Here is a 26804-nt window from a genome sequence, read left to right as displayed (position 1 = left end):
TGAGCCGAAAGTATTCCTCCCGCTCAGCCCGGAGCTTCTTCGCCCCCTGCGCCTTGCGCACCTTGCGGATCTCGAAGTCCATCGCATCCCCTGAAGTGGGGTGTTGCAACGAACCCTAGAACCCAAGGAGCGGGCACCGGGGCCTTTCGCATGTCCGCACGATTGACAACCCTTCACCCCCTGCGCGAGGATCGCCGATATGCGGTACCTGTAACCGATAATAGAACGCCCATGCATGCAGGGGCACGATCTCGAATGGGGTGGCCATGGTCTACTACAGGCGCCTGGGCGAAGTGCCGCGCAAGCGGCACTCCCAGTTCCGCGGCGGCGACGGCGTCCTCTACCACGAGGAGATGCAGGGCGAGGAGGGGTTCAGCTGGACCCAGTCGTTCCTGTACCACCGCCGGATCCCGACCGCCATCACCGCGGCGGAGAGCCGGCCCGACACCGGCGGCGGGCTCCGGCCGAACGACCCGCTGCTGCCACGGCACCTGCGCACCCACGCGTTCGAGCCGGGCGGCGACCCGATCCTCGACCGGCGGGTCCTCATGGGCAACTCCGACGTGACGATCTCGTACGTCGCCGCCGACGCCGACAGCCCGCTCTACCGCAACGCCGTCGGCGACGAGCTCGTCTACGTCGAGTCCGGCTCGGCCGTGCTGGAGTCGCCCTTCGGCCGGATGGAGGTCGGTGACGGCGACTACGTCGTCATCCCCACCTCCACCACCCACCGGTGGCGGCTGCTCGGCGGGGAGCTGAGACTGTTCGTGGTGACGGCGTCGGGCGGCGGGCACATCAGGCCGCCCAAGCGCTTCATGTCGCCGTTCGGGCAGTTCCTGGACGGCTCGCCGTACAACGAGCGCGACATCCGCGGCCCCGAGGAGCTGACGTCCGCCGACGGCCCCGCCGACGTCTACGTCAAGCACCGGCGCGGCCTGACCCGCTACACCTACGCCTACCACCCGTTCGACGTGGTGGGCTGGGACGGCTACAACTACCCCTACGCGCTGTCCATCCGCGACTTCACCCCCTCGACGGGCGCGCTGCACCTGCCGCCGCCCACCTACATCACGTTCGAGGGGCCGGGCTTCGTCATCTGCTCGTTCGTGCCGCGCATGTACGACTACCACCCGGACGCGGTGAAGGTCCCCTACAACCACGCCAACGTCGACTCCGACGAGGTGCTGTTCTACTGCGGCGGCGACTTCATGAGCCGGGCCGGCACGGGCATCGGCATGGGCTCGGTCTCCCTGCACCCGGCGGGCTACATCCACGGCCCGCAGCCGGGCAGCGCGGAGAAGAGCCTGACGGTGACCAGGACCGAGGAGTACGCGGTCATGGTGGACACGTTCCGGCCGCTCGACCTCGGGCCCGACCTGAGCCAGGCGGAGGACGCCGACTACGCCTGGTCGTGGGCGCGCGGCGCCGGTATCGACGTCGGCGGGTGAACCACCACGGCGAAGGGCCCTGCGACTCACGGTCGCAGGGCTCTTCGCCGTCAGGAGGCCGGTGTGCGCTCGGCCGGGACGGCACGGCGCGGCGTCAGCGCCTTCCGCGCCCGTGTGGCCAGCGCCGCCAGCCCCTTCGGCTCGTAGAACAGGATGACCACGATCAGGCCGCCGTAGAGGATCTGCGCCACGTAGGCGGGCCCGAAGTCGGACACCGCGCCGCCCATGCCCGGCACGGCGTCGCTGTAGCGCTGCAGGAGCAGCGGCAGCGACGACACGAACGCCGCGCCCGCGATCGCCCCGGCCACCGACGCCTGCCCGCCGATCACCACCATCGCCAGGTACTCCAGCGACAGGAACAGGTCCCAGTACTCGGGCACCACCCGCTGGAACAGCAGGGCCAGCAGCACGCCGGCCAGGCCCGCGTACACGCTCGACAGCGTGAAGGCGACCGACCGGTAGCGCGCCACCGGCACGCCCAGCGCCGCCGCGTGCACCTCGCCGTCGCGGATCGCGGCGAACGCCCGGCCGACCCGGCTGCGCAGCACCAGCACCGCGAACACCGTGGTCAGCACCAGCACGAGCAGCGTCACGTACCAGCCGCGCTCGGCCTGGCGCAGCGGCACCCCGAACAGCGACAGCTCCGGCTCGACGCCCAGCACCTGGAACGAGCCGATCGTCAGCTCCGGCACGTTGCGCCCGTTGTAGCCGCCGGTGAGCGGCTCGGCCGCGAACAGCACGTGCTGGCCGATGAACACCAGCGCCAGCGACGCCACGCCCAGGTAGATGCCCTTCAACCGGCCCGCCAGCGGGCTGAACGCCAGCCCCGCCAGCCCCGCCATCGTCACCGCGATCACCGCGGCGAGCAGGCTGGGCAGCCCGAGCCCCCAGGAGTCCTCCGTGCCCGGCGAGCTGAGCCAGATGTAGCCGTAGGCGCCCACGGCCAGGAAGAACGAGTGTGCCAGGGAGAGCTGCCCGACCCGGCCGACCAGGATCATCAGCCCCACCGCGCCGATGGCCGCGGCGAAGGCGAACGAGCCCAGGTTGAGCCAGAACCGGTCGGCGTACAGGGGGATGGCCAGCAGGACCACGCCCGCCACCACCGCCACCGGCGCCCGCCACCGGATCCGCCCGGAGATCTTGTCAAACACGGACGGCCTCCCGTATCCCGAACAGCCCGGCGGGCCTGACCAGCAGCACCACCAGCATCAGCACGTACGGCGCGGCCTCCTCGAAGCCCTGCCCGAGGAACGCCAGGTGCTCGCCGTAGCCGCGGACCAGGACCTCGCTCAGCCCCACCATCAGCCCGCCGGCGATGGCGCCGGTCGTCGAGTCGAGCCCGCCGATGATCGCCGCCGGCAGCGCGCGCAGCGCCACCGCCTCGACCGACGTGTCCAGGCCCGGACTCGGGTAGGCGACGATGAACAGGCCGGCGCACACGGCCAGGGCGCCGGCCACCGCCCACGCCGTCGCCGACACCCGGCCGAGCCGGATGCCCATCAGCGACGCCGTCTCCGGGTCCTCGGCCGTCGCCCGCATGGCCACGCCGAAGTCGCTGCGGTGCAGCCAGAGCTGGAAGAGCACCAGCAGCAGCGCGCCGACGACCAGCGCGGCGATCCGCGCCTCCGCGACGCCGATGCCCAGGAAGCGCACCACGTCGTTGCCCCACGGGTCGTCCGTGGTGAGGATCTGCGAGCCGATCCGCCGGTCGGTCTCGGTCAGCAGCACCACGTCCAGCCCGATGGTCATGATGCTCGCCGCGACCACGGCGTTCGTCTTGCGGAACCTGCTGACCAGCAGGCGGTCGATCAGCACGGCCAGGATCGCGGCGGCGGCCACGCCCAGCGGGAGTGCCACCCAGAACGACAGCCCGTGCAGGCTGGTCGCGCTGGCCACCACGTACGTGCCGAACATCAGCAGGCTCGGCTGCGCGAAGTTGACCACGCTGGACGACTTGTAGATGACGACGATGCCCAGGGCGACGAGCGCGTAGACGGCACCGAGCGACGCGCCCTCCACCAGCATCGAGAGAAGTTGTGCCATGAAACCGGCTCCTAGGATGGCGGCTCGGACTCGGAACGTTCCTTTTCTGCGGCGCCGGCCCTGCCCAGGTAGGCGGCGATCACCGCGTCGTCCGCGATCACCTGGTCAGGCGGCCCGGTGAGCACGACCTGGCCGAAGTCGAGCACCGTGACCTGTTCCGAGATGCCCATCACCAGCCCCATGTCATGCTCGACCAGCAGGACCGTGATCCGCTGCTCGGTGGCGATCCTGCGGATGGTGTCGCGGACGGCGAGCTTCTCGTGCGTGTGCATGCCGGCCGCGGGCTCGTCGAGCAGCAGCAGCCTCGGCTCGGTGGCCAGGGCGCGGGCGAGGTCGACCCGCTTGGCCTCGCCGTAGGGCAGCTCGGCGGCGGGCAGCGGCAGCAGGTGGTCCACGCCGAGGAACTCGGCGACCTGGCGGACCTTGGCCCTGGCCTCCCGCTCGGAGCGGCGCATGTGCGGCAGCCGCAGCCCGGCGCCGAACACCCCGCCCCTGCCCAGCCGGTGCCGCCCGAGCAGCAGGTTCTCCTCGACGGTCAGCCCGGCGAACATGGACGCGTTCTGGAACGCCCGGCCGACGCCGAGGCCCGTGACCCGGTGCGGCGCGAGCCCGATGAGCTCGGCGCCGTCCACGCGGACGCTGCCGCCGGCCGGCTTGTAGATCCCGGACAGCACGTTGAACAGGGACGACTTGCCCGCGCCGTTGGGGCCGATCACCGCGTGGATGGTGCCGGGCTCGGCGGTGAAGGTGACGCTGTCGAGCGCCGTCACCCCGGCGAACCGGACGGTGACGTCGCTGACCTCCAGCCGGGCCCCGGGGGCCGTGGTGCCGTGTGCCGTCATGGCGTCCCTCCCCGCGCGTCGCCGGGCAGCGTGGCGGCGCTCTCCTCGTCGGGCTCGCCGCCGAGATAGAGGCGGCGTACGCGGTCGTCGCCGCGCAGGCGCTCGGCCGGGCCCTCGATCGCCACCTCGCCCACGGCCAGCACGTACGCGTGGCCGGCCAGCTCCAGGGCGACCGCCGCGTTCTGCTCGACGACGAGCATGGCGGTGCCCTGCCGGTGGATCTCGCGCAGCAGGTCCACGATCCGGTCGATGATCTTCGGGGCGAGGCCCAGTGACGGCTCGTCGAGCAGCAGCAGCCGGGGCTCGGCCATGAGCGCCCGGCCGATGGCCAGCATCTGCTGCTCGCCGCCCGACAGCAGGCCGGCGGTCTGCTTCCGGCGCTCGCCGAGCACCGGGAACAGCTCGTAGACCCGCTCCAGGTCGCCGGGGCGCTTGCCCTTCGCGTTGCCGTAGCGGCCCGCGCGCAGGTTCTCCTCGACGGTCAGGTGGGCGAAGACGCGGCGGCCCTCGGGCACCTGCACGATGCCGGACTTGACCCGGCGCTCGGCGCCCAGGCCGTCGATGCGGGCGCCGGCGAACCTGATCTCGCCGCCGGTCATCCGCCCGGCCTGGCCGGTCAGCACGCCGGAGATCGCGCGCAGCAGCGTGGACTTGCCCGCGCCGTTGCTGCCGAGGACGGCCACGATGCCGCCCTGCGGGACGTCGACGCTGACGTCCCGCAGGGCGGTCACCGCGTCCCCGTAGCGCACCCCGAGGTTGCGCACGGAGAGCAGCGGGTCGCTTTCCCGTTCGGTCATCGGGCCTGGAACTTCGCGGTGTCGGGGCCGGTGTAGCCGGCCTGGACCAGCTCGAGGCCGCCTTCCGCGTCCTTGGACGGCTTCATGATGAAGGTCTGGGTGGACGGGGAGACGCCCTTCTTGGAGAAGTCCAGCGGCACGGTGGTCTGCTGGGTGTCGTAGGCGCCCTTCTGCCGGAACGCGGTGGCCAGGCCCTCACGGCTGAGGTCCTTGTTGTCGCACGCCTGGGTGATGGCCTGGTCCATCACGCTGGCCGCCGCGTACCCGAGGGTCACCCACAGGCTGGGCGTGATCGACTTGTCGCCGGACTCCGCGTACAGCTTCCTGACCTGCTCGGGGCCGGGGCCCTCGCCGGCGAACGGCGCGGCGGAGCTGACGACGAGCATGTTCTTCTCCATGGCCGATCCCGCGCCGGTGGTCAGAGACTCGGGGGAGAAGCCGGGGGAGGCGGCGACGATCGGCACGTCCAGGCCCTCCACGTCGGCCACGGCCACCGCGGAGGAGACCTGCCGGCCGGACGCGCTCAGGAACAGCGCCTTGACGCCCGCCGCGGCCATCTGCTTGACCTGGCCGGACAGGTCGCTGACGGTCGGGTCGATCTGCTGGCCGACCACGGTCATGCCGTTGGCCTCGGCGGCGAAGGTGGCCCCCGCCAGGCCGGGCTCGCCGTAGTCGCCCTTGAGGTAGATGTAGCCGATCTTGTCGCCTTCGGCCAGCTTCTTCTGCTCGATCAGGTAGTCGACGGCGTTGACCATCTCGATGTCGTAGGTGGTGCCGGGGATGATGATCGACGAGCTGTCCTTGACGCTGGGCGACCAGCCCATCGACACGGCGAGCACGCCGTCCTGCTCCAGCTTGGGCAGCACGGCGAGCGTGGTGGGCGAGCCGACCGTGATCTGCAGGGCGAGGACCTGCTGGGACAGGTCGGAGTAGAGGGACACCGCCTTCTGCGGGTCGTAGCCGTGGTCGCGGGTCATCAGGTTGACCTTGCGGCCGTCGCAGACGCCGCCCGCGGCGTTCTTGGCGTCCCAGTAGAGCTTGACGCCGAGGTTCTGCTGCTTGTCGATGGCGGCGAACGGCCCGGTGATGTCGGTGAGCAGGCCCAGGTTGATCGCGGAGCCGTCCACGCCGGGCCCCACGGGCATGCCCCCGGAGCTGCCGGCGCTGGTCTCCGCCTTGGTGGAACAGGCGGACATGGTGGTGATCGCGAGGGTCGCCGCGCCGAGCGCGGCGGCCATGCGGAGCTTGCGGGATGGCATGCGTCCCCTTTCGTGCCGATACGGGTTCGCGTTCGTCGGGAAACGCGTGGCCGCGGGCAGTAGAGATCACTCGGTGGTCGGTGGGGAGAGAGCGGCATGCAACCGATATTCGGTTATACCGTTCGACTATCGTGCTGTGGCCCGATCTGGCGTGTCAAGAGGGTGGCCAAACGGCAACAGGAATGATGTGGGGCGGCGAAACGGCCGCTTCACCGCCCCGGAGAGAGCAGGTCAGGCGCCGGCCGCCTGGATCTCGCGGACGGCACGCAGGGCGTCGGCGGGCTCCATGCGGGTGCGGTAGTTCATCGTCACGTGCCTGGCCCGCACGATCCCGGCGGAGTCCAGCACGAACGTCGCGGGCACCGGCAGGCTCCAGCGGCCGTCGGGCTGCTGGCGGGCCAGCGCGGCCGCCGTGACGTCCAGCAGGTGCGGCTTGATCTTGTCGGGCAGCTCGAACCGCACCCGGTAGGCGGTCATCACCTCCTGCTCGGCGTCGGAGAGCACGTCGTAGGCCAGCTCGTGCTTCTCCTGCATCGACAGCGCATCGTCGGGCAACTGCGCGCTGATCGCCACCAGCCGGGCCCCCGCCTCGCGGAACTCGGGCAGGGCCGCCTGGTACGCCGCCAGTTCGAGGTTGCAGTACGGGCACCAGGAGCCCCGGTAGAAGATCAGCACGACCGGCCCCTCGGCGAGCCGCTCGGACAGCCGTACCGTGGCGCCGGTCGCACCGGGCAGGGCGAAGTCGGGCGCCTTCTCCCCGATCTCCAGCCCTGGCACGAGACCGGCGGCCTCGATCTCGGCGAACGCGTCGTTGATGGCCTGCTTGGCCTCCTCGGGCCGCTGCACCGACGCCGCCTTGGCCGCCAGGATCTCGTTGAGCGATTGCACCGGACACCCACCTCCATAACCGTTATTCGGTTGTTGTGTTCGCAATTTGCGCGTTAGGCGCATCCTGGGAAGCGGAACGTGCCGCTGTCAAGACTTGGGGGGTGCTGTTAGGGTGAGTGATACCGATATATGGTGAGCGCAACCGTTAATCGAACATGCGTGAGGTGGTAAGGACATGGCTGAGCGGGAGTTGCTCACCGTCCCCATCGGGACGGCGGCCGGCGCCTCGGAGGTCTACTCCGGCGTGGCCCGGATGGCCGGAGTGCTGTGGTGCTCCCGGGTGCGCGCCCGCCCCGGACGGCGCGCCGACACCGCCGTGGTGGTGGTCCACCCCTCCTCCAACTTCCTCGGGCACTACGCCCTCGACGCCTGGGCCGAACGCGGCGTCGACGCCGTGGCCATGACCACCCGCTACCTGGGTAACGACTCGGTCCTCCTGCTGGAGAACTGCGTGCTCGACATCGCCTCCGTCGTCGGCCACCTGCGCGCCGAGGGATACGAGAAGGTCGTGCTCGTCGGCAACTCGGGCGGCGGCGGCCTCGTCGCCCTCTACCAGGAGCAGGCCCGCAACCCCACCATCACCTCCTCGCCGTACGGCGGCGGCCCCGACCTCACCGGGGCCCACCTGCCGCCGGCCGACGCGCTGGTCATGCTCATGGCCCACCCCGGCCGGGCCAACCTGCTCGTCGAATGGCTCGACCCCGCCGTGCGCGACGAGGACGACCCCTTCGATCGCGACCCCGAGCTCGACATGTTCGCCGCCCACAACGGCCCCCCGTACGGGGAGGAATGGCTGGCCCGCTACCGCGCCGCCCAGCGGGAGCGCAGCGAGCGGATCACCGACGCGGTGATCGCCCGGCTCGCCGAGCTCGACGAGCGCAGCGGCGGCCGCGTCACCGACCTGCCTATCAGGATCCACGCCACCTGCGCAGACCCGCGCAACGCCGACCTGTCGATCGACCCGTCCGACCGCGCCCCCGGCACCCTGTGGGGCGAGCCGTACGAGGCCAACCTGCGGCCCACCACGCTCGGCCACCTGACGAGCCTGCGCTCGTGGCTGTCGCAGTGGTCGATCCGCACCTCCCACGGCGACGGCCCGGCCCGGCTGGCCGGCGTCGACGTCCCGGTGCACGTCATCTACGGCACCGCCGACCAGGCGTGCTTCCCCTCCCACGCCCGCCAGCTCTACGAGGCGGTGCCGCACGACACCAAGGCGCTCACCGCCGTCCAGGGCGGCCGTCACTACCTCAACGGCCAGCCCGAGCTCACCGCCGTCATGGCCGACGCCCTCATCGGCTGGATGGGAAAGGTCCTGTGAACCGTCCGACGATCGCCGACCTGAGCACGGCCTGGGTCCGCATCCCGCTCGGCGCGGGACGCGGCGGCTCCGGCGCCACCCAGGTCGACCTGCTGCACGTCACCCTCACCGACGACGAGGGCGCCACCGGCACCGGCTTCACCTACGCGCTCACCGGCGGCGCAGAAGCCCTGTACGCGCTGCTCACCGGCCTGGTCAAGGAGAAGGCCGAAGGCACCCCGCTCGACTCCTGGCCGCGCCGCTGGCACGAGATCGCCGCCGCCACCCGCCGGCTCGGCAAGGGCATCGCGCTGCCCGCGCTGTCGGCCGCCGACATCGCCGTGTGGGACCTGCGCGCCCGCCGCGCCGGCCTGCCGCTCTACCGGTTCATCGGCGCGCACACCGACACCGTGCCCGTCTACGGCAGCGGCCGATCCACCCACGCCATGTCGGTGGACGAGCTCGTCGAGGGCTCCCGCCAGTACGTCGCCGAAGGCTACGACGCGGTCAAGCTGCGCGTCGGCGCCCGCCGCGCCGAGGAGGACGTGGCCCGCGTACGAGCCGTCCGCGAGGCGCTCGGCGACGGCCTGCGCATCATGGTCGACTGCAACGAACGGCTCGACCTGCCCACCGCCGTGTGGCTCGGCCGCCGACTCGACGACCTCGGCGTCTACTGGATGGAGGAGCCGCTGCCAGCCGACGACCTCGCCGGGCACGCCCACCTCGCCGCCCGCCAGGGCGTCCCCCTCGCCGTCGGCGAGCACCTGCACGGCCGCCACGACTTCGCCGGCTACCTGCGCGAGAACGCCGCCTCCGTGCTGCAGCCCGACGTGCCGCTGTGCGGCGGCGTCACCGAATGGCTGCGCATCAGCGCCGTCGCCGAGGTCCACGGCGCCGTGCTCACCCCCCACTTCCTGCCGGAGCTGCACGTCAACCTGGCGGCGGCCGTCCCCAACTGCACCTACGTCGAGCACTTCCCGCTGATCGACGAGGTGCTGGCCGAGACGCTGCCGATCAGCGGCGGCGTGGCCACCCCGCCCGACCGCCCCGGTCACGGAATGCTGTGGGACACCGCCGCGCTCGACCGCCTCCGGCACGCCTGACGAACGACCCGAACAGGAGCACATCGTGTCCAAGCCCTTCGCCTCCACCGCAGACACCGAAGAGAAGCCCGAGATCCTCGAAGTCCTCGCCGACGGCGTGTACGCCCTCACCACCGGAGGCGACCCCAACGTGGGCGCCATCGAGGGCGAGGACTTCCTGGTCTGCTTCGAGGCCCGCGCCACCCCCGTCATGGCCGAGCGCTGGCTCGCCCAGCTCCGGCAGCACACCGACAAGCCGGTCCGCTACCTGGTCCTGTCGCACTACCACGCCGTCCGCGTCCTCGGCGCCGCCGCCTTCGACGCGCAGGAGATCATCACGCACACCGAGACCCGGCGGCTCATCGTCGAGCGCGGCAAGGAGGACTGGGCCGTCGAGTTCGGCCGGATGCCCCGCCTGTTCGCCGGCCACGAGACCATCCCCGGCCTCACCTGGCCCACGCTCACCTTCGACGACCACCTGTCGATCGAGCTGGGCGGCGACCGCGGCACCGTCGAGCTGGCCTGGGCGGGCAACGGCCACACCTCCGGCGACATCTACGCGTACGTGCCCAAGTCCAAGGTCCTGTTCGCCGGCGACCTGGTGGAGAACGGCTCGGCCGTCTACACCGGCGACGCCTACCACCGGGACTGGATGACCAGCACGCTCGACCGGGTCAAGGCGCTCGACGTGGAGATCCTCGTCGGCGGGCGCGGCGAGATCGCCCGCGACCGCGCCGCCTCCCAGCGCGCGATCGAGCTCACCCGCGACTTCCTCAGCACGCTGATGACCGCCGTGGACACCGTCAAGCGCGGCGGCGGCACGGTCGAGCAGGCGTACGTGGCGGCCCGCGAGGCGCTGCTGCCCGTCTACGGCGGCATGCCGGTGTTCGAGCACGCCATGGTCTTCGACACCTGGCGCGCCTGGGAAGAGCTCGACGGCCGGGGACCCGGCATCTGGACCCCCGAGCGCGACCGCGAGGTCTGGGACCGCCTCACCGGCTGACCGGATCGGCCCGCCGCCCGACCAGGTGATGCCTCCAGCCCGCGCCCCTCTCCCGCCAGGCTGGAGGCATCACCGCCGCCCGCGTCAGGTGAGGATCTCCACGTGCCCGTCGGTGCCGTTGACGCGGATGCGCTGCCCGTCGCGGATCAGCCGGGTGGCCCGCTCCACGCCCACGACGGCTGGCAGCCCGTACTCGCGGGCGATCACCGCGCCGTGCGTCATGATGCCGCCCACCTCCGTCACCAGCCCCGCCACGGTGACGAACAGCGGGGTCCAGCTCGGGTCGGTGTAGGCGGTGACCAGGATGTCGCCCGCTTCGAGGTCGGCCCGCGCCATGTCGGTGACGACCCGGGCCCGGCCCTCCACGGTCCCGGCCGAGACCGCGAGGCCGGGCAGCGCGCCGGGCGGGGCGTCCGCGCGCCGGTACCGGCCGTTGAGCGCCTCGCCGTCGGAGGTGAGCACCCGGGGCGGCGTCAGCGTCTCGTACGTGCGGAACGCCTCCCGCCTGTCGCGGATCAGCCCGGCGTCCGCCTCGCCGGTGCGCACGACCTCCCGCAGCTCCTCGAACCGGAGGAAGAAGACGTCGTCCCGCGCGCCCAGCGTGCCCGCCCTGACCAGCCGGTCGGCCTCCCGCAGCAGCGCCTGCTTGTAGACGAAGTAGCGGCTGATCATGCCGTACTTGGGGTATTCGCGGTAGCCGGCGAAGGTGCGGACCCGGTCGATCATCCGCTTGGTCTCCTCGGCCTTCTCCTGCCCGCCCGGCAGGGCGCGCAGCCGCGTCAGCACCTCCCGCTCCTTGCGCCGCGCCTCCTGGAGGCCCTGCTCGAAGTGCCGCTTCCCGGCGCCGGGCGCGAAGTTCCTGACGTTGCCGAGCAGGGCGGGCAGGAGCATGGCGGGCTGCTCGCTCCAGCGGGTCCTGGTTACGTCGATCTCGCCCGCGCAGCGCATGCCGTACGTGCCGAGGAAGCCCAGGAGGGCGTCACGCGCCTCCCGCCCGCCGGGCAGCGCGGCCAGCTCGTCCAGGAAGCCGTCGCCCTCCCGGCCCTGGTCCGCGACCCGCTGCAGGAACGCCACGACCTCCGGGTGCGGCCTGACGACGTCGGCGACGTCGAGGAGCGCCAGCCCCATCTCGGCCGTGACGTTGTGGGGCACCGACTGGGTGAGCGTGTCGGCCGCGTTCTTCTCGCCCAGCCATTCCTCCAGGTGCTCGTTGAGCCAGTAGGAGGCGTCCATCCCTGCCATGATCACCTCGTAGCCGCGCGGCTCGAACAGCAGGCGCTTCAGCTCCGCGAGGTCGGCCGTGACGAAGTCGAGCAGCTCCGTCCCGGACAGCCCCTCGATGGCGCGCCGCAGCTCGGCGACCGACTCCTCATTGAGCCGGATCAGCTCGGCGACGACGGCCGGGTCGGTCTCGACCGGCGGGGTGTCGCCGGGCGGCCTGAGCGCGGCCGGCAGGGACTCCAGGTCGCCGTCGGGCAGCGGGTCGATGAAGTCGCCGCGGTCGAGGACGGTCTTCAGCGCGTCGAGCATGAGCGGGTCGGACTTGCCGAGGGTGCCCAGGAGGCCCGCGCGGCCCGTGGGCGTCGCCAGCAGCGGGGCCGCGTCGACGAACAGCCGCCCGCCCGCCTCCTGCATGGGGCGCGGGGTCGTCAGCTGCCACAGGGACAGGCCCAGCGGCTTCATCGCGTCGGTCATCATCTGTTGGTGGCCGACGGAGACGTAGACGTGGTTCTCCTCGTCGCCGGTGACCGGGACGGGGAACAGGGTGGTGATCGGCCGGCTCTGCACGATGTGGAAGTCGTCGCCGGCCAGGCACCACTCGATGTCCTGCGGCCGGCCGAAGTGCGCCTCGACGCGCCGGCCCAGCCGCACCAGGCGCACGACCTGCGCGTCCGTCAGCGCCGGGCGCGAGCGCAGCTCCGGCTCCACGGGCGCGTCCCGCGTGCCGCCTCCCGGCGTGGCGAGCACGTACCGGGGCTTGTCGGCGACCGTCGCGGAGACCACCCGGTCGTCGCGCACCGTGTAGACGTCACCGGAGACCAGCCCGGCCACGAGCGCCTCGCCGAGTCCCCATCCGGCCTCCACGGTGGCGACCTTCCGGTTCGAGGTCACCGGGTCGGCGGTGAACAGCATCCCGGACGCCTCCGGGAACACCATCCGCTGCACCACCACCGCCATCCGCACCTGCCGGTGGTCGAACCCGTTGCGGCACCGGTAGGTCACCGCCCGCTCGGTGAACAGCGACGCCCAGCACCTGCGGATGTGCCGGAGGACCTCCGCCCGGCCCACGACGTTCAGGTAGGAGTCCTGCTGGCCGGCGAAGGACGCGGTCGGCAGGTCCTCGGCCGTCGCGCTGGACCGCACCGCGTAGGCGCCGTGCTCGCCGAGCCGGGCGAGCTGCCCGCCGACCGCCGCGACCAGCTCGCCGGGCGGCTCGACGCTCTCCACGACGCCGCGGATCTCGGCGCTCAGCGTGCGGATCGCCTCGTGATCCTCCGGCCCCACCCGCGACAGCCGGTCGAGCAGCGCGTCGATCGACGGCGCCACCGCGTGCCCGAAGGCGTCCGTCGTGACGCAGAACCCGTCCGGCACGCGGACGCCCTCGACGCGCGAGAGCTCGCCCAGGTGCGCCCCCTTGCCGCCCACTGTCGCGATCTTCGTCGAGTCGATGTGCTGGAAGCCGATCACGTAACGCAATTCCGTCGCTCCGTCGTTCGTCGGGCCGGTTCGCAACGGGCAGTATGGAGCACTTTCCGGCGCCTCATGAGGGACGCCGATCTGCTATAACCTGAAAGTGGCGAGCCGGTGGTAGGCCCGTCTCGCGTAGACCAGAGGCTCCTCGGCGCCGAGCTGATGGACCGCCTCCACCCTTCCCAGAAACAGCGTGTGGTCACCGGCCGGCACGGTCGTCGTGATCGCGCAGTCCATCGCGGCCAGCGCGCCCGGCAGGATCGCGTTGCCCGAGCAGGGGGACGGCGACCAGTCCACGTCCGCGAACTCGCTCTCGCCGACCGGGCGCTCCCCGGCGAAGTGGGCGGCGAGCGCGCTCTGCCCGGTGGCGAGCAGGTTCGCGGTGAAGCTCCGGTTGCGCATGATGAGGCCGTGCGTACGGCTGCTGCGGCTCAGCGACACCAGGATCGTCGGCGGCTCCAGCGACACGGACAGCAGGCTGTTGATCGTGACGCCGTGCGGCCCGGTGGCGGATCGCGTGGTGACGACGGCGACCCCGGTGGGCCACTGCCGCATGACGGCCCGCATCGGCTCGGTCACCACGCGGAGGCCCGGGGCGCGGCGGTCTCCAGCGCCGGGAAGTGGGGCACCACCTCCTCGCCGAGCTGGGCGAGGACCTCGCCGGCGGGCCGGCTGCCGTGCTGGACGCCGAGCGCGCAGTGGTTGATGCCGACGTCCTGCCAGCGGCCGAGCAGCTCCAGCAGGCCCTGGGTCCCGGTGCGCAGGACGAAGCCGCCGCGCAGCGGGGTGGGCGGGTGCAGCGGGTCCTCCATCAGGTCGATCCACTCGTTGGTGGCCACGGGCTTGAACGCGGCCCCGGGGATCCGGCCGCGCCAGGTCGCCGCCTTCTTGCCCAGCGCGATCGGGCCCTCGGCGGTCGTGGTGGAGCCGGGGTAGACGAGCCAGCCGTCGGCGTGCTCGGCGATCCAGTCGGGGGCCTGCTGGGAGGAGCCCGTGACCAGCAGCGGGATGTGCCCGTGCACCGGCTTGGGCAGCAGGTCTACGCCGGAGGCGGAGGGCTTCAGGAGGTCGCGGAAGGCGTGCACCGCCTCCCGGAAGCGCCGGCCCCGGCTTTCGAAGTCGACGCCGTAGGCGGGGAACTCGCTGGGCCGGTCACCGGAGGCGATGCCGAGCACCAGCCGGCCGCCGGAGAGGTGGTCGATCGAGGCCGCCTGCTTGGCCAGGTCGATGGGGTGGCGCAGGCTGAAGATCACGCTGCCGGAGGCCAGTGTGATCGTCGAGGTGTGCGCGGCCAGCCAGGTCAGCGCCGACCAGGGGTCGTACACCTGGCCGACGTCGCCGAAGCTCGCGTCCGCCAGCGGGATGTCCCTGACCCACGCGGCGGCGAACCCGGCCCGCTCGGCCTCCTGGACGAGCGCGCTCTGCCCGCGCAGCGCCGCCATGTCGCCGGTGTAGGGCCACAGCGGCAGGAACAGCCCGACCGTCAGCCTGCCGTTGGCGAACATGCGGTCGAACCCGACGTGGCCTGTGCGGTCACTCATGACAACCCCTTCTGGTTGGAACGTTCGATCCAGAGCATAGCCTGACTGGATCGAACGTTCCAACCAGGTAGGCTGAAGTCATGGACTCCCAGGACACGCGCGCCCGGATCGTACGGGCCGCCGCCGAGCTGCTGCAGCGGCAGGGCTACGAGGGCGCCTCCGTCAAGCCCATCGCCCTGGCCGCCGGCGCCTCGGTCAGCTCCGTGTACCACTTCTTCCCTGGCGGCAAGCAGGAGCTCGCGGTCGAGGCCGTGCGCCACGGCGCCGCCGAGTACGCCGACCTGCTCCGCGAGGGCCTGGCCTCCAGCCCCGACCCGGCCGAGGGCGTCGCCGCCTGCGCCCGGCTGATGGTGTCCGCGCTGAAGACCTCCGCCTGGGTCGACGGCTGCCCGGTCGCCGTCACGGCGCTGGAGACCGTGGGCCGCGTGCCCGGCATCCAGCAGGCGGCCGACGAAGCCCTCGCGCACTGGCAGCGGCTCGTCAGCACCGCGATCCAGAAGGCGGGCGTCCCCGCCGACACGGCCGACGAGCTGGCCAGCACCGTCATCAGCACGCTGGAGGGCGCCGAGCTGCTCAGCCGCGTCCGCCAGGACGACCTGCCGCTGCGCCGCGCCGCCACCCACCTGTCACAGCTCGTCCGCCTGGCGGTGAACCAGGCCTGATCAGCGCAGGCCGGGCCAGTCGTCCCGGCCGGACCGGCTGACCTGACAGGCGGCCTCGGCGTACACGCGGGAGTCCTTCGAGGCCGCACGCAGCCACTCGTCCAAAGTGACCGGCAGGGACGCGCGGGGCTCGGCCAGGCAGCGGTCACCGGCCGGCGCGAGATAACGAGGGTCGCCGCTCACCAGGACCGCCAGCCCCTCGTCGAACCACTGCGGCACCTCCTGCCCGCCGAGCCGGGCGTGCAGCTCCACGTGGGCCAGCTCGTGCGAGGCGATCACCGGGTCGACGCCGCGCGGCGACAGCATCACCGACCGGTTGAGCACGGCGATGCCGCGCTCGCGACCGCCGCCGATCCTGCGGTAGCAGTCGTCGGACAGGCACACGAGGATGTCGGGGGCGCTCTCCCGGCCGCCGAAGAAGTCGCGTACCCGCTGGTCGGCCTGTGCGACGACCTCGGCCACGTGCCTGCGCCGGTCCGGCGGCAGGCCGGGCTCGGCGTACACGCCGGGCTGCAGGCGCTCCAGGCCGTAGCAGCCGGGGCACGTGGTGGCCGCGACGGACGGGAAGGCGATCGCCGTCACCGCCACGGCGGCGGCCAGCAGGAGCGCGATGACGCCGCCCGCGATCCGGAGCCTCCTGGTCACGGACACGTGGCGCCCCGGGGCGGCAGCCGGCGCTCGGTGACGTACCTGCTGACGTGCTCGACGACGCACGGGTTCGCCATCGCGCCGAACAGGTTGTGGCCGGGGCCGTCGTGCCTGATCGTGCGGCTGCCGGGGATCCGGCTGACGACCCGGCGGGTGGATTCGTAGTCCTGCCAGGTGCCCGCGCCCAGCATGGGCGGCAGCGTGCGGGGCATCGGGGCGGGCGGGTTCGTCACCGGGGCCGGCCAGCCGGCGCAGGTGAGCGGCAGGTGCCAGGCGAGGGCGAAGGAGGCGCCGGCGCTGGGGGCGAGGGCGCGCAGCCGCCTGGTCGTCCGCGCGAGGTCGCGCTGGTCCGCCGGGCGGGGCAGGTCCAGGCACTCCTTGTAGCCGCCGCCGGGGGCGCCGGGGTAGGGCTGACGGGGAGACAGCGCGAAGCCCGACGCGTCGCCCTTCTCGGCGGCCGTGATCGCCGCCACGACGTCGCCCCAGCTCGCCGGGCCGGGCCGGAGCTTGAGGAACGCCAGCGCCCGGAGCTGCGTGCCGTCGTAGCGGGCGTCGACCCGAGGGGCGGGGATCGGCTCCCGGTCGGCCTTCGCGGTCAGGGCCCGCCAGCGCTTCTCCGTCCCGGCGGGGGCCCAGGCGAAGAAGCGGTCCAGGAACCGCTCGGTCTCACGGGCCTCGGCGTCGAGCTCGCGCTGCCAGTCGCGGACGCTGTGGTTGCGGGTGCCGTCGACGTACAGCGTGCGCACGCGGTCGGGGAACAGGCGGGCGTAGGACTGGGCGATCGTCCCGCCGTAGGAGAGCCCCAGGAAGTTCATGCTTTCGTCGCCGAGCGCCCGGCGGACGGCGTCGGCGTCGCGGGCGTCGTCGGCGGCCGACATGTGGTCGAAGAGCTCGGGATCGGTGTCACGGCACGCCTCGCCCCGGCTCCTGTTGGCCGCGGCCACCCGGTCGAAGCCGGCCTGGTCGGCGGGGAACGCCGGGGTGCGCACGAACCCCCAGTCGCACTTCAGCACCGCGCCGCTGAGCCCGGGATAGCCGCGCGGGTCCCACGTCACCACGTCCATCGACCGCCGGATCTTGTCGAAGATGCGGGTACGCGAGCCGAGCGAGGCGATCTGGAAACCCTGCGGGCCGCCGAAGTTGACCAGCACGGACCCCTCCCTGGCGCCGGTGGCGGGCAGCCGGGCGACCTTCAGGACGAGCTTACGGCCGCTGCCGGGGGACAGGGCGACGGGCAGGTCCGCGCACTGGAGCTCGGGCGCGTCCGCGACGGGACAGGCGCTCCACGACAGCCCCGGCTGCGGCGCCGGAGCGCTGACCGGGGCGGTGAGGATGGCCACCCCGAGAAGTGTCTTGAACATGCGACGAAACGCTAGAAGTCGCCCACGACCCGGGTCTGCCCTCGAAGGTCAGCGGACACTGTTCACCAAAGTGGACTATGAGCACCCCGATACGCCCTGAGTAGGGTGAATTCCATGTCCAGGTATGCGGTCGTCGCCGCCGTCGTGGTCGCGGACACGGCGCTGTTGTGGCTGGACGGGACCCAGGGCTGGATGCTCGCCGCCTACGCGGTGGCCGTGGCGCTCACCGTGGCGGCGGCGAACCGGCTGCCGTTCGCCGCCTTCTTCGCGGCGCTGGCGCTGGCCGTGCTCACCGGCGCTTCCCTGGCGCTGCTGGCCTGCACCGGCTTCCAGGCCGGGCACCGCATCTCCGCGCGCCGGGACGTGGTGGTGACGGCCTGCGCCCTCAGCGCGTACGTGTGCGTCCTGCTGCTGGCCGTGCGGCGGTCCCCGGGCTCCGACGAGCCGTGGATCAGCTTGGCCCGCGTCGTCATCCTGACCGCGCTGCCGCTGCTCGCCGGCCGGTACGTGGCCCAGCAGCGCGAGCACATGCGCCGCGAGCGGGCCCTGATCGCCGAGCAGGAACGCCTGCGCGAGCGGCTGCGCATCGCCCAGGACATGCACGACTCGCTGGGCCACCTGCTCAGCCTGGTCTCCGTGCAGGCCGCCGCGCTCCAGGTCGGCCCGCTGCCGCCGGACCAGCGGCAGGCCGTGGGCGGCCTGGCCGACACCGCCCGAGCCGCCGCCGCCGAGCTGCACGAGGTGGTCAACGCGCTGCGCGAGCACGACGTGCCCGGCCTGGACGACGTCGGCGACCTCGTCGCCCGCTCCCGCGCCGCCGGGGCCACGGTGACGGTCGACACGTCCGGCGAGGCCGTCCCGCTCGCCGACCCGAGGGCCTCCCACGCCGCCTACCGGGTCGTCCAGGAAGGGCTGACCAACGCGGTCAAGCACGCGCCCGGCACGCCGATCACCGTGTCGCTCGACTGGCAGCCCGACGCCCTGTTGATCTCGGTGGCCAACCCGGCGCCCCGCGCTCCCGCGGCCTCCACCGGCGGCGGCAGCGGCCTGCGCGGGCTCACCGAGCGCGTCGCCTCGGCCGGCGGCCTGCTGCGCGTCCACCCCGGGACGCGCGAGTTCCGGCTCGTCGCGATGCTCCCCCTGGTGCCGGTCCTCGCGGAGGCAGCCTCATGATCAGGACCCTGGTGGCCGACGACGAACCCCTCATCACCACCGGCATCCGCACCGTCCTGGAGTCGGCGGGCGACATCGAGGTGGTGGCCACCGCCCGCGACGGCCGCGAAGCCGTGCGGGCCGCCCGAAGCCACAGCGTCGACGTCGCGCTCCTCGACCTCGCGATGCCCGTCATGGACGGCCTGGCCGCCGCCGCCGAGCTGACCGGCACGCGGGTGGTGCTCCTCACCGCCTTCGGCGACCAGGACAACGTACGGCGAGCGGTACGGCAGGGCGTGTCCGGGTTCGTGCTGAAGACGTGCACCCCGGACGAGCTCATCCGCGCGGTCCGCGCCGCGCACGCCGGGCACGCGTACCTGTCGCCGGCCGTGGCCCGCCAGGTGCTCGACATGGCCGCGCCCGGCGACGACGAGCGCGGACGCGAAGCCGCCCGCAGGCTGGCCACGCTCACCGCGCGCGAGGCCGACATCCTCGCCCTGGTGGCGCAGGGCCTGTCCAACGCCCAGGTGGCCCGGCGCGCCCACATGACCGAGGCCAGCGTCAAGACCTACGTCAGCCGCATCCTCGCCAAGCTCAACTGCGCCAACCGCGTGCAGGCTGCCCTGCTCCTCCGCGACGCGCCATTCCCCGCCTGACCCGGCGGGCGGCCGTGGAGCAGGGTCAGTGCCCCATGTCGTGCTTGCGGCGCGGGGGCCTGCCGTAGCCGAGCGTGCCCATCATGCCCTGCTCCTGGTGGAAGAGGTTGTGGCAGTGGAACATCCACTCGCCCGGGTTGTCGGCATGCACGTCGATCTTCATGCGTTCGCGCGGCTTGATGTTGACGGTGTCCTTCCTCGGACCGCCCCGGTCGGTGGTCCGGACCTGGAAGGTGTGGCCGTGCAGGTGCATGGGGTGCCACATGTGGGTGTCGTTGTGCATGACGATCCTGATCGTCTCGCCGCGCTCGACGCGCAGGCGCAGCGGGTCGTCGGCGCCGTGGCCGTTGAGGGTCCACTCGTCGCCGCCGGGGCGTTTACGCAGGCCGAACGTGACCGTGACGGTCCGGGAGGGCTGGGGGAGCTGGTCGGCCCGCCGAGCCTCCAGGTCCTGATATTTCAGCATCTGGCGGTTGAGCTCCGGCACCGTGCCGTCCGGCGACGGCCTGCGGGCCCCCCGCGAGGTCCGCACCACCGCGAACGCCCGCCCGCTCTTGCCCTCCGCCATCGCCATCAGCGGGAACGCCCCCTCGCCCAGCGTCGTGACGAAGTCGTAGCGCTCGCCCATGCCCAGCACGAACGCGTCCACGGTCACGTGCTTGCACGGGAACCCGTCGGTATGGGTGACGGTCATGCGGTGCCCGCCGAGCGCGACCCGGAAGGCGGTGTCGGCCGCCGCGTTGATCACCCGGAACCTGACCCGGGCCCCGGGACGGCTGTGGAACGTCCTGGGCTCGTTCGCGGTGTGCCCGTTGACCAGGTAGTACGGGTAGCGCATGTGCCCCGCGACGCCGCCGAGGAGAGGGCTGCTGAGGCCCTTGTCGTGCGAGGTGGCGCTCATCCGCCGCTCGGCGTCCTCGGGGGTGCCCTTGACGCCGTCCTGCCAGTCGTCGAGCACGACCGTGAACTCCTGGTCGTAGCCGAGCGGCTCGCGCGGGTCGGCCACGACGAGCGCGCCGTACAGGCCGCGGTCGCTCTGCATGCCGACGTGCGAGTGGTAGAAGTACGTGCCGGGGTCCGGGACGGTGAACACGTAGTCGAACGTGCCGCCGGGCGGGGTCGGCCGCTGCGAGAGGCCGGGGGCGCCGTCCATCTTCGGGGTGATGCGGATGCCGTGCCAGTGCACGGTGGTCGGCGCGGGCAGCTCGTTGACGAGCCTGACCCGTACGGTCCGGCCGGCGGTGGCCCGGATCAGCGGGCCGGGCAGCCGGTCGTCGTACATCCAGGTGGACAGGGTGCGCCCGTCGAGGACGACGGTGCCGGGCCGGGCCCGCAGCACGCTGCCCCGGGGAGCCGCGGCGGCCACCGCGGGGCCGTCCATCGGGCCGACCACGGGGGCGGCGCCCAGGGCGGCGAACACGCCGCTGACGAACAGCCTGCGGGACACGGCCCCACGCGAATCATTCACTGCGGTTCCTCTCCTTCACCCCACGCAAGGTAACGGAGAGTCACCGACAGGGCACGGCGCGACGCGCCCGGTTCAGCTCTGATCGCCCGCGTGTCAGCAGCAGTCGTCGCCGCGCCATGCCTCGCGGCCCTCCTTGACCGCGACGGCGGCGATGACCAGGGCGGCGACCGGGTCGGCCCAGGACCAGCCGAACAGGCTGTTGAGCGCCAGCCCGGCCAGCAGCACGCCGGACAGATAGGTGCACAGCAGGGTCTGCTTCGAGTCGGCCACCGCGGAGGCGGAGCCGAGCTCGCGGCCGGCGCGCCGCTGCGCGTACGACAGGAACGGCATGACGACCAGCGACAGCGCGGCGATGATCAGGCCGGGGGTGGAGTGCTCGGCCTCACCGGCGCCCAGCAGGGCGCGTACGGCGTCGAAGCCGACGTAGGCGGCCAGCGCGAAGAACGAGATCGCGATGACCCGCAGCGCCGTCCGCTCCCGCTTCTCGTGGTCGGCGGCGGTGAACTGCCAGGCCACGGCGGCGGCCGAGGCGACCTCCACGACGGAGTCCAGGCCGAAGCCGATCAGGGCGGCCGAGGAGGCGGCCGCGCCGGCGGTGATGGCCACCGCCGCCTCGACGACGTTGTACGCGATGGTGGCCGCGACCAGGAGCCGGACGCGGCGCCGCAGGACCGCCCGCCGGTCCGGGGCGGGCGGGTTCAGCGTGGTCATGACGCCTGGGCGGGACGCAGGGCCACGGCGTGGCCGGTGGCGGCCAGCAGGTGCTCGGCCGAGGCGAGCAGGTCCATCAGCTCGGGCCGGGAGAGGGAGTAGAAGGACTGGCGTCCTTCGGCCCGGTAGTCGACCAGGTCGCAGTCGCGCAGGCAGGCCAGGTGCTTGGAGACCGTGGACTGGGCCAGGCCCAGCTCGCCCACCAGGTCGACCACCCGCGCCTCGCCGCGCGCGAGGCGGGCCACGATGCGCAGCCGGTTCTCGTCCGACAGGGAGTGGAACAGTGCCGCCGCCGGGGAGACGCCCGCGGCGATGTCCGCGCTCACGCAGCGCCCGGCCTCACTATCAATCGCCATACGGCGATGTTATCCCAATGGCGCGATGCCTCAAGTCGTCAGGTCGTTGACCGGGCTGCGGGCGCCCTGCCCGGTCAGGACCCGTACGGCCTCCTCAGCGGCGAAGCGCCGCACGGTGGCGACGGCCTGCTCGGAGTAGTAGGCGGCGTGCGGCGTGACGATCACGCCGGGCAGCGCGAACAGGGGGTTGCGGGGCTTCCAGCCGCGCTGCTTCGCGGGCTCCTCCTCCAGGTCGTCCAGGGCCGCGCCGGCGATCCAGCCTTCGGTGAGCGCCTGGTGGAGCGCCGCGTCCTCGACGATCGGGCCGCGGGCGGTGTTGACGAGCAGGGCCGTCGGCTTCATCCTGCGGAGCGTCGTACGGTCGAAGGCGTGGTGGGTGCCGGGCGTGAGCGGCGCCTGGATCACCAGGTAGTCGGCGCCTTCCACGAGCTCGTCGAACGACACCGGCCGCACGCCGCGGGCCCGGATCCCGGCCTCGTCGACGAACGGATCGTGCGCCCACACCTCGACGCCGAACGCCTTGGCACGATCGGCGATGAGCTGGGCGATGAAGCCGAAGGACAGCAGCCCGAACACCCGTCCCCGCAGCCGCCAGACCGGCTCCCCTCTCTGCCAGCGCCACACGCCCTCCCGGGTCGCCCGGTCGTACGCGCAGATCTTGCGGGCGGCGGCGAGCCAGAGCGCGACGGCGTGGTCGGCGACCTCCTCGGCGCACCAGTCGTTCGGCGCGTTCGTGACCTGGATGCCGCGCCGGGTCGCGGCGTCCACGTCGACGATGTCCACACCCGTGCCGTAGCGGGCGATCACCCGGCAGCGGGTGAACGCCTCGATCGCGCGGGCCCCGATCCGGGCGTACTGGGTCAGCACGCCGTCGGCGTCCCGGCCCTTCTCGATCACCTCCTCCTCGCTCTTGCACTGGGCGGCGAGCAGCTCGAACCCGGCGCCCTCCACGATCGCGCGTTCGATGTCCACGTCGCCGAAGTCGGAGTCGGCGATCATGATGGTGCCTCTGGCGTCAGTGCGAGTCACGGGGAATCCCCTTGGTGTGGACGAGGTCCTGGTAGTCCAGGGCGAGCTCCAGGCAGCCGCCGCCGTCGAGCTGCCCGACCGTGGCGCGGTAGATCTCCTGCCACGGCGTCTGGTTGTCGAGCGGCGGCGGCGTGTGATCGGCCTACCGCTCGGCGATCTCCTCGTCGGTCAGCAGGACGTCGACGCGGGCGTTGTCCAGGTCGACGCGGATGCGGTCGCCGGTGCGCAGGATGGCGAGGTTGCCGCCCGCCGCGGCCTCGGGGCTGGCGTTGAGGATGGACGGCGCGTCGGAGGTGCCGCTCTGGCGGCCGTCGCCCAGCGTCGGCAGCGTCGTGATCCCCCGCCGGATCAGCGTGGCCGGGACCTCCATGTTCACCACCTCGGCCGAGCCCGGATAGCCGATCGGGCCGGTGTAGCGGATGACGAGGATGCAGTTCTCGTCCAGCTCCAGGGCGGGGTCGTCGATGCGGGCGTGGTAGTCCTCCGGCCCGTCGAAGACGACGGCGCGGTAGTCCGCCACCGGGCGGAGGTCGCCGGCCAGGACGGAGGTCTTCATGACCGCGGAGCCGAACAGGTTGCCCGTCATGATGAGCAGCCCGCCGCGCGGGGCGAGCGGCTGGTCGTAGGGGCGGATGACCTCCGGGTCGGCGGGCGGGGCGTCGGCCAGGTTCTCGGCCACGGTCCGGCCGGTGACGGTCACGGCGTCGCCGTGCAAACGCCCGGCCGCCAGCAGCGACCGCATGAGGGCGGGCAGGCCGCCGGCGCGGTAGAAGTCCTCGCCGAGGAACTCCCCGGCGGGGGCGACGTTCGCCAGCACCGGGACGTCACCGCCGACGCGCTGCCAGTCCTGGATGGTCAGCGGCACCCCGACGTGCCGGGCGATGGCGTTGACGTGGATGGGCACGTTGGTGGAGGCGGCGATGGCCGAGGCGACCACGATCGCGTTCTCGAAGGCCGGCATGGTCATGATCTTGCGCGGCGTCAGGTCCTCGCGGACGAGATCCACCGCCCGGCGGCCCGTGTCGTACGCCATCTGCGCCCGCCGCCGGTACGGGGCCGGGATCGCCGCGCAGCACGGCAGCGACATGCCCAGGGCCTCGGCCAGGCAGTTCATCGACAGCGCGGTGCCCATCGTGTTGCAGTGCCCGATGCTGGGCGCGGAGGCCGCCACGCGCGCCGAGAACTCGGCGTAGTCGATCTCCCCGGTGGCCAGCAGCCGCTTCGACTGCCAGATCACCAGCCCCGAGCCCGACGCGGCCACCCGCTGACCCTGGTGATAGCCGTTGAGCATCGGCCCGCCGGACAGGACGATCGCCGGGATGTTCACCGTCGCCGCCGCGGCCAGGCACGCGGGCGTGGTCTTGTCGCAGCCCGTCGTCAGCACGACCCCGTCGAGCGGATACCCGTACAGCACCTCGACCAGCCCCAGGTAGGCGAGGTTGCGGTCCAGCGCGGCGGTCGGGCGCTTGCCGGTCTCCTGGAGAGGATGGACCGGGAACTCCAGCGGTATGCCGCCGTTGTCGCGGATGCCGTCCCTGACCCGGTCGGCCAGGGCCAGGTGGTGGCGGTTGCAGGGGACGAGGTCGCTGCCCGTCTGGGCGATGCCGATGATCGGCCGGCCGGACTGGAGCTCGCCCGGGGTCAGCCCGAAGTTGAGGAAGCGTTCGAGGTAGAGAGCGGTCATCTCCGGATTGCCCGCGTTGTCCCACCATGCCTGGCTGCGCAGGCCGCCTGTGGCCGCCATCAGGATCCCTCCGATCGGGCGAGGTTGACGCCGCTGGCGATGACGCCGATGTGGCTGAACGCCTGGGGGAAGTTGCCCATGAACGCGCCCGTCGACGGGTCGATCTGCTCCGGCAGCAGCCCCAGCGGGCTGGCCCGGGCGCACAGCGACGCGTAGAGCTCCCCGGCCCGGTCCCGCTCGCCCAGCAGGATCAGGTTGTCGACCAGCCAGAAGCTGCACAGCAGGAACGCGCCCTCGTCGCCGGGCAGGCCGTCGGGGGAGCTCTCGTGCAGGTAGCGGTAGAGCAGGCCGTCACCGGCCGACAGGCGTGCCGCGATCGCCGCCGTCGTGGCCGCCATGCGCGGGTGGGCCGCCGGGACGACCTTGCGCAGCGGGAGCGCGAGCAGGCTGGCGTCGAGGCTGCCGCCGCCGTCGAGATGCTCGCTCAGGCACTGGGCCCTCTCGTCCCAGGACTCCTCGAGGATGACCCGGCGCAGCGTCTCGGCCTCCCGGCGCCAGGACGCGATCTGGCCGGGCATGCCGAGGCGCTCGCCGATCGCCGCAGCCCGGTCGAGGGCGACCTGGCACATCCCGGCCGAGTACGTGAACACCCGGCCTTCGCTGCGCACCTCCCAGATGCCCTGGTCCGGCTGCCGCCACGTGCTCGCGGCGGCCTCGGCCAGCTCCGCCAGGCCGGACCAGAGCGCGGGCTGGAGCTCGCGGCCGGGGCGCAGCCACTGGTCGGCGCAGTCCAGCACCTCGCCGTACACGTCGTGCTGGCGCTGGTCGGCCGCGCCGTTGCCCCAGCGCACCGGGGCCGAGCGCCGGTAGCCTTCGAGCTCGGCGTCCTGCACCTCCTCGGGCACGGCGGCGCCGAGCAGCGTGTACATGATCCGCGGGCTGCGGCTCTGCTCGAAGGCGTCCAGCACCCAGCCGAGAAAGGCGTCGGCCTCCTCGCCGAAGCCCACCCGGCGCAGCGCGAACACGGCATAGGCGGCGTCCCGGATCCAGGTGTAGCGGTAGTCCCAGTTGCGCACCCCGCCGATCGGGGCGGGCAGCGACGAGGTCGGGGCCGCGACCAGCGACCCGTTCACCCAGTCGTCGCACAGCTTCAGCGTGATCACCGCGCGCCGGACCAGCGCCGCCTGCGGGCCGTCGTAGCCGCACTTGGCCATCCAGCGGCGCCACGCTCCGGCGGTGTCGCGCAGCATCGTCTCGGGGGCGAACCGGTGGTGCCGGTGGATGCGCCCCCACGACAGCACCAGGTCGAGCCGGTCGCCCTGCTCCAGGTCGTGCTCGGTGCGCAGCCCGGTCAGCGGCCGGTTGGACCGCAGGTGCAGGCGCAGATCGGGCCGCCGCAGCGCCCGCACCTCCAGACCGCTGCCGAGCGCCCGGGCCTGCCCGCCGCCGCGCGGCTCCAGCTCCGCCCGCAGGCGCACGGTCCCGCTCACGACCACGGCCGAACGGACCAGCTCGGCCCGGCCCGCCCCCGCGTCGTCGCTGAGATCGGCCCCGGCGCGCAGGGCCAGCGCGTCCGTGATCCGTACCAGCCCGGACGGCGCGCGCAGCTCGGTCACCAGCACGGCGGTGTCGGGCTCGTAGAACTGGCGCGCCTCCAGCAGGCCGTCCGCGGTGAGCGTGAAATGCCCGCCACGGGCCTGGTCCAGCAGCCCGCACACCAGCGGTTCGCTGTCGAAGCGGGGAAGGCACAGCCACGGGATCGAACCGTCCAGGCCGACCAGCGCCGCCGTGTCGCCGTCGCCGATCAGGCCCAGGTCCTCCAGCGGCGGATAGCCGTCCGCGCGGCGGACCGGGCGGAAGGGCGGGTCGGTGTCGAGCATCGCCGAACTCTTTCGTCGGAATGGACTGCATCACCGAGTACCCCCGGCGGAGGAGCGGATAACGCCGCTTCTCCGCAGGTCAGCGGCCGGGAATTAATAAATCCTTTGGCGAATGCGTAACGGATTCCGCGTTACTCCGATCGGGCCGGCGGGCGTGATGACGGCCACGGTCACCCGGGTATGGGAGGGAAGAATCCGGGGGGAAGGTGCGTGATGGTCAAATCTGTGGTGGTCGGCGTGGACGGCTCCGCGCCGTCGGACACGGCGCTGGAATGGGCGGCCGCCGACGCGCGGCGGCGGGGTATG

Annotated in this window: 25 protein-coding genes; 8 read left to right on the top strand and 17 right to left on the bottom strand. The window is 72.7% G+C overall.

Going from position 1 to position 26804, the window contains the following annotated elements:
• The first annotated feature begins 266 nt into the window (after positions 1-266).
• Positions 267-1448 (top strand): homogentisate 1,2-dioxygenase, encoded by a 1182-nt coding sequence (locus KME80_RS40710; protein WP_219515239.1) that lies wholly within the window; start codon positions 267-269, stop codon positions 1446-1448.
• Between the two features lie 50 nt (positions 1449-1498).
• Here the strand turns inward: KME80_RS40710 and KME80_RS40705 are convergent, their stop codons facing one another.
• From KME80_RS40705 to KME80_RS40680, 6 genes are all read right to left on the bottom strand, one after another.
• Positions 1499-2599 carry a branched-chain amino acid ABC transporter permease gene (locus KME80_RS40705; protein WP_219515235.1) on the bottom strand — a complete coding sequence of 367 codons (1101 nt, stop codon included), beginning with the start codon at positions 2597-2599 and terminating at the stop codon, positions 1499-1501.
• Positions 2592-3491 (bottom strand): branched-chain amino acid ABC transporter permease, encoded by a 900-nt coding sequence (locus KME80_RS40700; RefSeq protein WP_219515232.1) that lies wholly within the window; start codon positions 3489-3491, stop codon positions 2592-2594. The genes KME80_RS40705 and KME80_RS40700 overlap by 8 nt, the downstream gene beginning before the upstream one ends.
• A gap of 11 nt (positions 3492-3502) precedes the next feature.
• Positions 3503-4333 carry an ABC transporter ATP-binding protein gene (locus KME80_RS40695; protein WP_219515228.1) on the bottom strand — a complete coding sequence of 277 codons (831 nt, stop codon included), beginning with the start codon at positions 4331-4333 and terminating at the stop codon, positions 3503-3505.
• Positions 4330-5130, bottom strand: a complete 801-nt coding sequence (locus KME80_RS40690) for an ABC transporter ATP-binding protein (RefSeq protein ID WP_219515226.1) — start codon at positions 5128-5130, stop codon at positions 4330-4332. The genes KME80_RS40695 and KME80_RS40690 overlap by 4 nt, the downstream gene beginning before the upstream one ends.
• Entirely contained in the window at positions 5127-6389 is a 1263-nt protein-coding gene (locus tag KME80_RS40685) for an ABC transporter substrate-binding protein (RefSeq protein WP_219515224.1), read from the bottom strand. Before KME80_RS40685 ends, KME80_RS40690 begins: the two co-directional genes overlap by 4 nt.
• Positions 6390-6620: 231 nt before the next feature.
• A complete protein-coding gene (locus KME80_RS40680) occupies positions 6621-7277 on the bottom strand; it encodes a peroxiredoxin-like family protein (protein ID WP_219515221.1) in 657 nt (218 codons plus the stop codon).
• Positions 7278-7452: 175 nt separating this feature from the next.
• On the opposite strand from KME80_RS40680, the gene KME80_RS40675 reads away from it, so the two are divergent.
• The 3 genes from KME80_RS40675 to KME80_RS40665 are packed head-to-tail and all read left to right on the top strand — an operon-like array spanning position 7453 to position 10659.
• On the top strand, positions 7453-8595 hold the full coding sequence (locus tag KME80_RS40675) for an alpha/beta fold hydrolase (protein ID WP_219515208.1): 1143 nt from the start codon (positions 7453-7455) through the stop codon (positions 8593-8595).
• The gene (locus KME80_RS40670; protein ID WP_219515205.1) at positions 8592-9677 is read left to right on the top strand and encodes a mandelate racemase/muconate lactonizing enzyme family protein; all 1086 of its coding nucleotides are present in this window, start codon (positions 8592-8594) and stop codon (positions 9675-9677) included. The genes KME80_RS40675 and KME80_RS40670 overlap by 4 nt, the downstream gene beginning before the upstream one ends.
• A gap of 22 nt (positions 9678-9699) precedes the next feature.
• Positions 9700-10659 (top strand): MBL fold metallo-hydrolase, encoded by a 960-nt coding sequence (locus tag KME80_RS40665; RefSeq protein WP_219515273.1) that lies wholly within the window; start codon positions 9700-9702, stop codon positions 10657-10659.
• 84 nt (positions 10660-10743) lie between these two features.
• On the opposite strand, the gene rph is transcribed toward KME80_RS40665, so the two are convergent.
• The 3 genes from rph to KME80_RS40650 all read right to left on the bottom strand — a co-directional run bounded on the left by rph (position 10744) and on the right by KME80_RS40650 (position 14891).
• Positions 10744-13347: a rifamycin-inactivating phosphotransferase gene (gene rph / locus KME80_RS40660; RefSeq protein WP_308126133.1), complete on the bottom strand. Its 2604-nt coding sequence runs from the start codon at positions 13345-13347 to the stop codon at positions 10744-10746.
• Positions 13348-13440: 93 nt separating this feature from the next.
• Positions 13441-13929: a flavin reductase family protein gene (locus KME80_RS40655; protein WP_219515200.1), complete on the bottom strand. Its 489-nt coding sequence runs from the start codon at positions 13927-13929 to the stop codon at positions 13441-13443.
• On the bottom strand, positions 13926-14891 hold the full coding sequence (locus KME80_RS40650) for an LLM class oxidoreductase (protein ID WP_219515199.1): 966 nt from the start codon (positions 14889-14891) through the stop codon (positions 13926-13928). Before KME80_RS40650 ends, KME80_RS40655 begins: the two co-directional genes overlap by 4 nt.
• An 80-nt stretch (positions 14892-14971) precedes the next feature.
• On the opposite strand from KME80_RS40650, the gene KME80_RS40645 reads away from it, so the two are divergent.
• Positions 14972-15553, top strand: coding sequence for a TetR/AcrR family transcriptional regulator (locus KME80_RS40645; protein ID WP_219515183.1), 582 nt, complete (start codon positions 14972-14974; stop codon positions 15551-15553).
• Here KME80_RS40645 and KME80_RS40640 read toward each other — a convergent pair whose 3' ends face one another.
• A complete protein-coding gene (locus tag KME80_RS40640; RefSeq protein WP_219515180.1) occupies positions 15554-16198 on the bottom strand; it encodes a hypothetical protein in 645 nt (214 codons plus the stop codon).
• On the bottom strand, positions 16195-17562 hold the full coding sequence (locus KME80_RS40635; RefSeq protein ID WP_219515177.1) for an alpha/beta fold hydrolase: 1368 nt from the start codon (positions 17560-17562) through the stop codon (positions 16195-16197). Before KME80_RS40635 ends, KME80_RS40640 begins: the two co-directional genes overlap by 4 nt.
• A gap of 114 nt (positions 17563-17676) precedes the next feature.
• Here KME80_RS40635 and KME80_RS40630 point away from each other — a divergent pair, with 114 nt between their 5' ends.
• Positions 17677-18735 (top strand): sensor histidine kinase, encoded by a 1059-nt coding sequence (locus KME80_RS40630; protein ID WP_219515174.1) that lies wholly within the window; start codon positions 17677-17679, stop codon positions 18733-18735.
• Complete coding sequence (locus tag KME80_RS40625) at positions 18732-19370, top strand: response regulator (protein ID WP_219515171.1); 639 nt, start codon at positions 18732-18734, stop codon at positions 19368-19370. Before KME80_RS40630 ends, KME80_RS40625 begins: the two co-directional genes overlap by 4 nt.
• A 25-nt stretch (positions 19371-19395) precedes the next feature.
• Here KME80_RS40625 and KME80_RS40620 read toward each other — a convergent pair whose 3' ends face one another.
• The 6 genes from KME80_RS40620 to KME80_RS40595 form a co-directional block, all read right to left on the bottom strand.
• On the bottom strand, positions 19396-20838 hold the full coding sequence (locus KME80_RS40620; protein WP_308126131.1) for a multicopper oxidase family protein: 1443 nt from the start codon (positions 20836-20838) through the stop codon (positions 19396-19398).
• 93 nt (positions 20839-20931) lie between these two features.
• Positions 20932-21549 carry a cation efflux transmembrane domain-containing protein gene (locus KME80_RS40615; protein ID WP_219515167.1) on the bottom strand — a complete coding sequence of 206 codons (618 nt, stop codon included), beginning with the start codon at positions 21547-21549 and terminating at the stop codon, positions 20932-20934.
• Positions 21546-21905: an ArsR/SmtB family transcription factor gene (locus tag KME80_RS40610; protein WP_219515164.1), complete on the bottom strand. Its 360-nt coding sequence runs from the start codon at positions 21903-21905 to the stop codon at positions 21546-21548. The genes KME80_RS40615 and KME80_RS40610 overlap by 4 nt, the downstream gene beginning before the upstream one ends.
• Positions 21906-21935: 30 nt before the next feature.
• The gene (locus KME80_RS40605; protein ID WP_219515161.1) at positions 21936-22934 is read right to left on the bottom strand and encodes a C-terminal binding protein; all 999 of its coding nucleotides are present in this window, start codon (positions 22932-22934) and stop codon (positions 21936-21938) included.
• Between the two features lie 142 nt (positions 22935-23076).
• Positions 23077-24678 (bottom strand): IlvD/Edd family dehydratase, encoded by a 1602-nt coding sequence (locus tag KME80_RS40600; RefSeq protein ID WP_219515159.1) that lies wholly within the window; start codon positions 24676-24678, stop codon positions 23077-23079.
• Positions 24678-26498 (bottom strand): glycoside hydrolase family 15 protein, encoded by a 1821-nt coding sequence (locus KME80_RS40595; protein ID WP_219515156.1) that lies wholly within the window; start codon positions 26496-26498, stop codon positions 24678-24680. Before KME80_RS40595 ends, KME80_RS40600 begins: the two co-directional genes overlap by 1 nt.
• Positions 26499-26678: 180 nt before the next feature.
• On the opposite strand from KME80_RS40595, the gene KME80_RS40590 reads away from it, so the two are divergent.
• On the top strand, positions 26679-26804 hold a 126-nt coding region (locus KME80_RS40590), incomplete at its 3' end, for a universal stress protein (RefSeq protein ID WP_308126132.1).

The sequence above is a fragment of the Nonomuraea ceibae genome (assembly GCF_019396325.1).
Lineage (GTDB): Bacteria > Actinomycetota > Actinomycetes > Streptosporangiales > Streptosporangiaceae > Nonomuraea > Nonomuraea ceibae.
Note: the sequence above shows the minus strand (reverse complement) of the source record. Positions and strands in the feature narration are given on the sequence as shown.

Bases quoted from the DNA above. Each gene is read 5' to 3' on its own strand.
- KME80_RS40625 (WP_219515171.1), top strand. From the start codon at position 18,732: ATGATCAGGACCCTGGTGGCCGACGACGAACCCCTCATCACCACCGGC.
- KME80_RS40635 (WP_219515177.1), bottom strand. From the start codon at position 17,562: ATGTTCAAGACACTTCTCGGGGTGGCCATCCTCACCGCCCCGGTCAGC.
- KME80_RS40615 (WP_219515167.1), bottom strand. From the start codon at position 21,549: ATGACCACGCTGAACCCGCCCGCCCCGGACCGGCGGGCGGTCCTGCGG.
- KME80_RS40695 (WP_219515228.1), bottom strand. From the start codon at position 4,333: ATGACGGCACACGGCACCACGGCCCCCGGGGCCCGGCTGGAGGTCAGC.
- KME80_RS40690 (WP_219515226.1), bottom strand. From the start codon at position 5,130: ATGACCGAACGGGAAAGCGACCCGCTGCTCTCCGTGCGCAACCTCGGG.
- KME80_RS40685 (WP_219515224.1), bottom strand. From the start codon at position 6,389: ATGCCATCCCGCAAGCTCCGCATGGCCGCCGCGCTCGGCGCGGCGACC.
- KME80_RS40600 (WP_219515159.1), bottom strand. From the start codon at position 24,678: ATGGCGGCCACAGGCGGCCTGCGCAGCCAGGCATGGTGGGACAACGCG.
- KME80_RS40650 (WP_219515199.1), bottom strand. From the start codon at position 14,891: ATGAGTGACCGCACAGGCCACGTCGGGTTCGACCGCATGTTCGCCAAC.
- KME80_RS40645 (WP_219515183.1), top strand. From the start codon at position 14,972: ATGGACTCCCAGGACACGCGCGCCCGGATCGTACGGGCCGCCGCCGAG.
- KME80_RS40595 (WP_219515156.1), bottom strand. From the start codon at position 26,498: ATGCTCGACACCGACCCGCCCTTCCGCCCGGTCCGCCGCGCGGACGGC.
- KME80_RS40700 (WP_219515232.1), bottom strand. From the start codon at position 3,491: ATGGCACAACTTCTCTCGATGCTGGTGGAGGGCGCGTCGCTCGGTGCC.
- KME80_RS40710 (WP_219515239.1), top strand. From the start codon at position 267: ATGGTCTACTACAGGCGCCTGGGCGAAGTGCCGCGCAAGCGGCACTCC.
- KME80_RS40610 (WP_219515164.1), bottom strand. From the start codon at position 21,905: ATGGCGATTGATAGTGAGGCCGGGCGCTGCGTGAGCGCGGACATCGCC.
- KME80_RS40675 (WP_219515208.1), top strand. From the start codon at position 7,453: ATGGCTGAGCGGGAGTTGCTCACCGTCCCCATCGGGACGGCGGCCGGC.
- KME80_RS40630 (WP_219515174.1), top strand. From the start codon at position 17,677: ATGTCCAGGTATGCGGTCGTCGCCGCCGTCGTGGTCGCGGACACGGCG.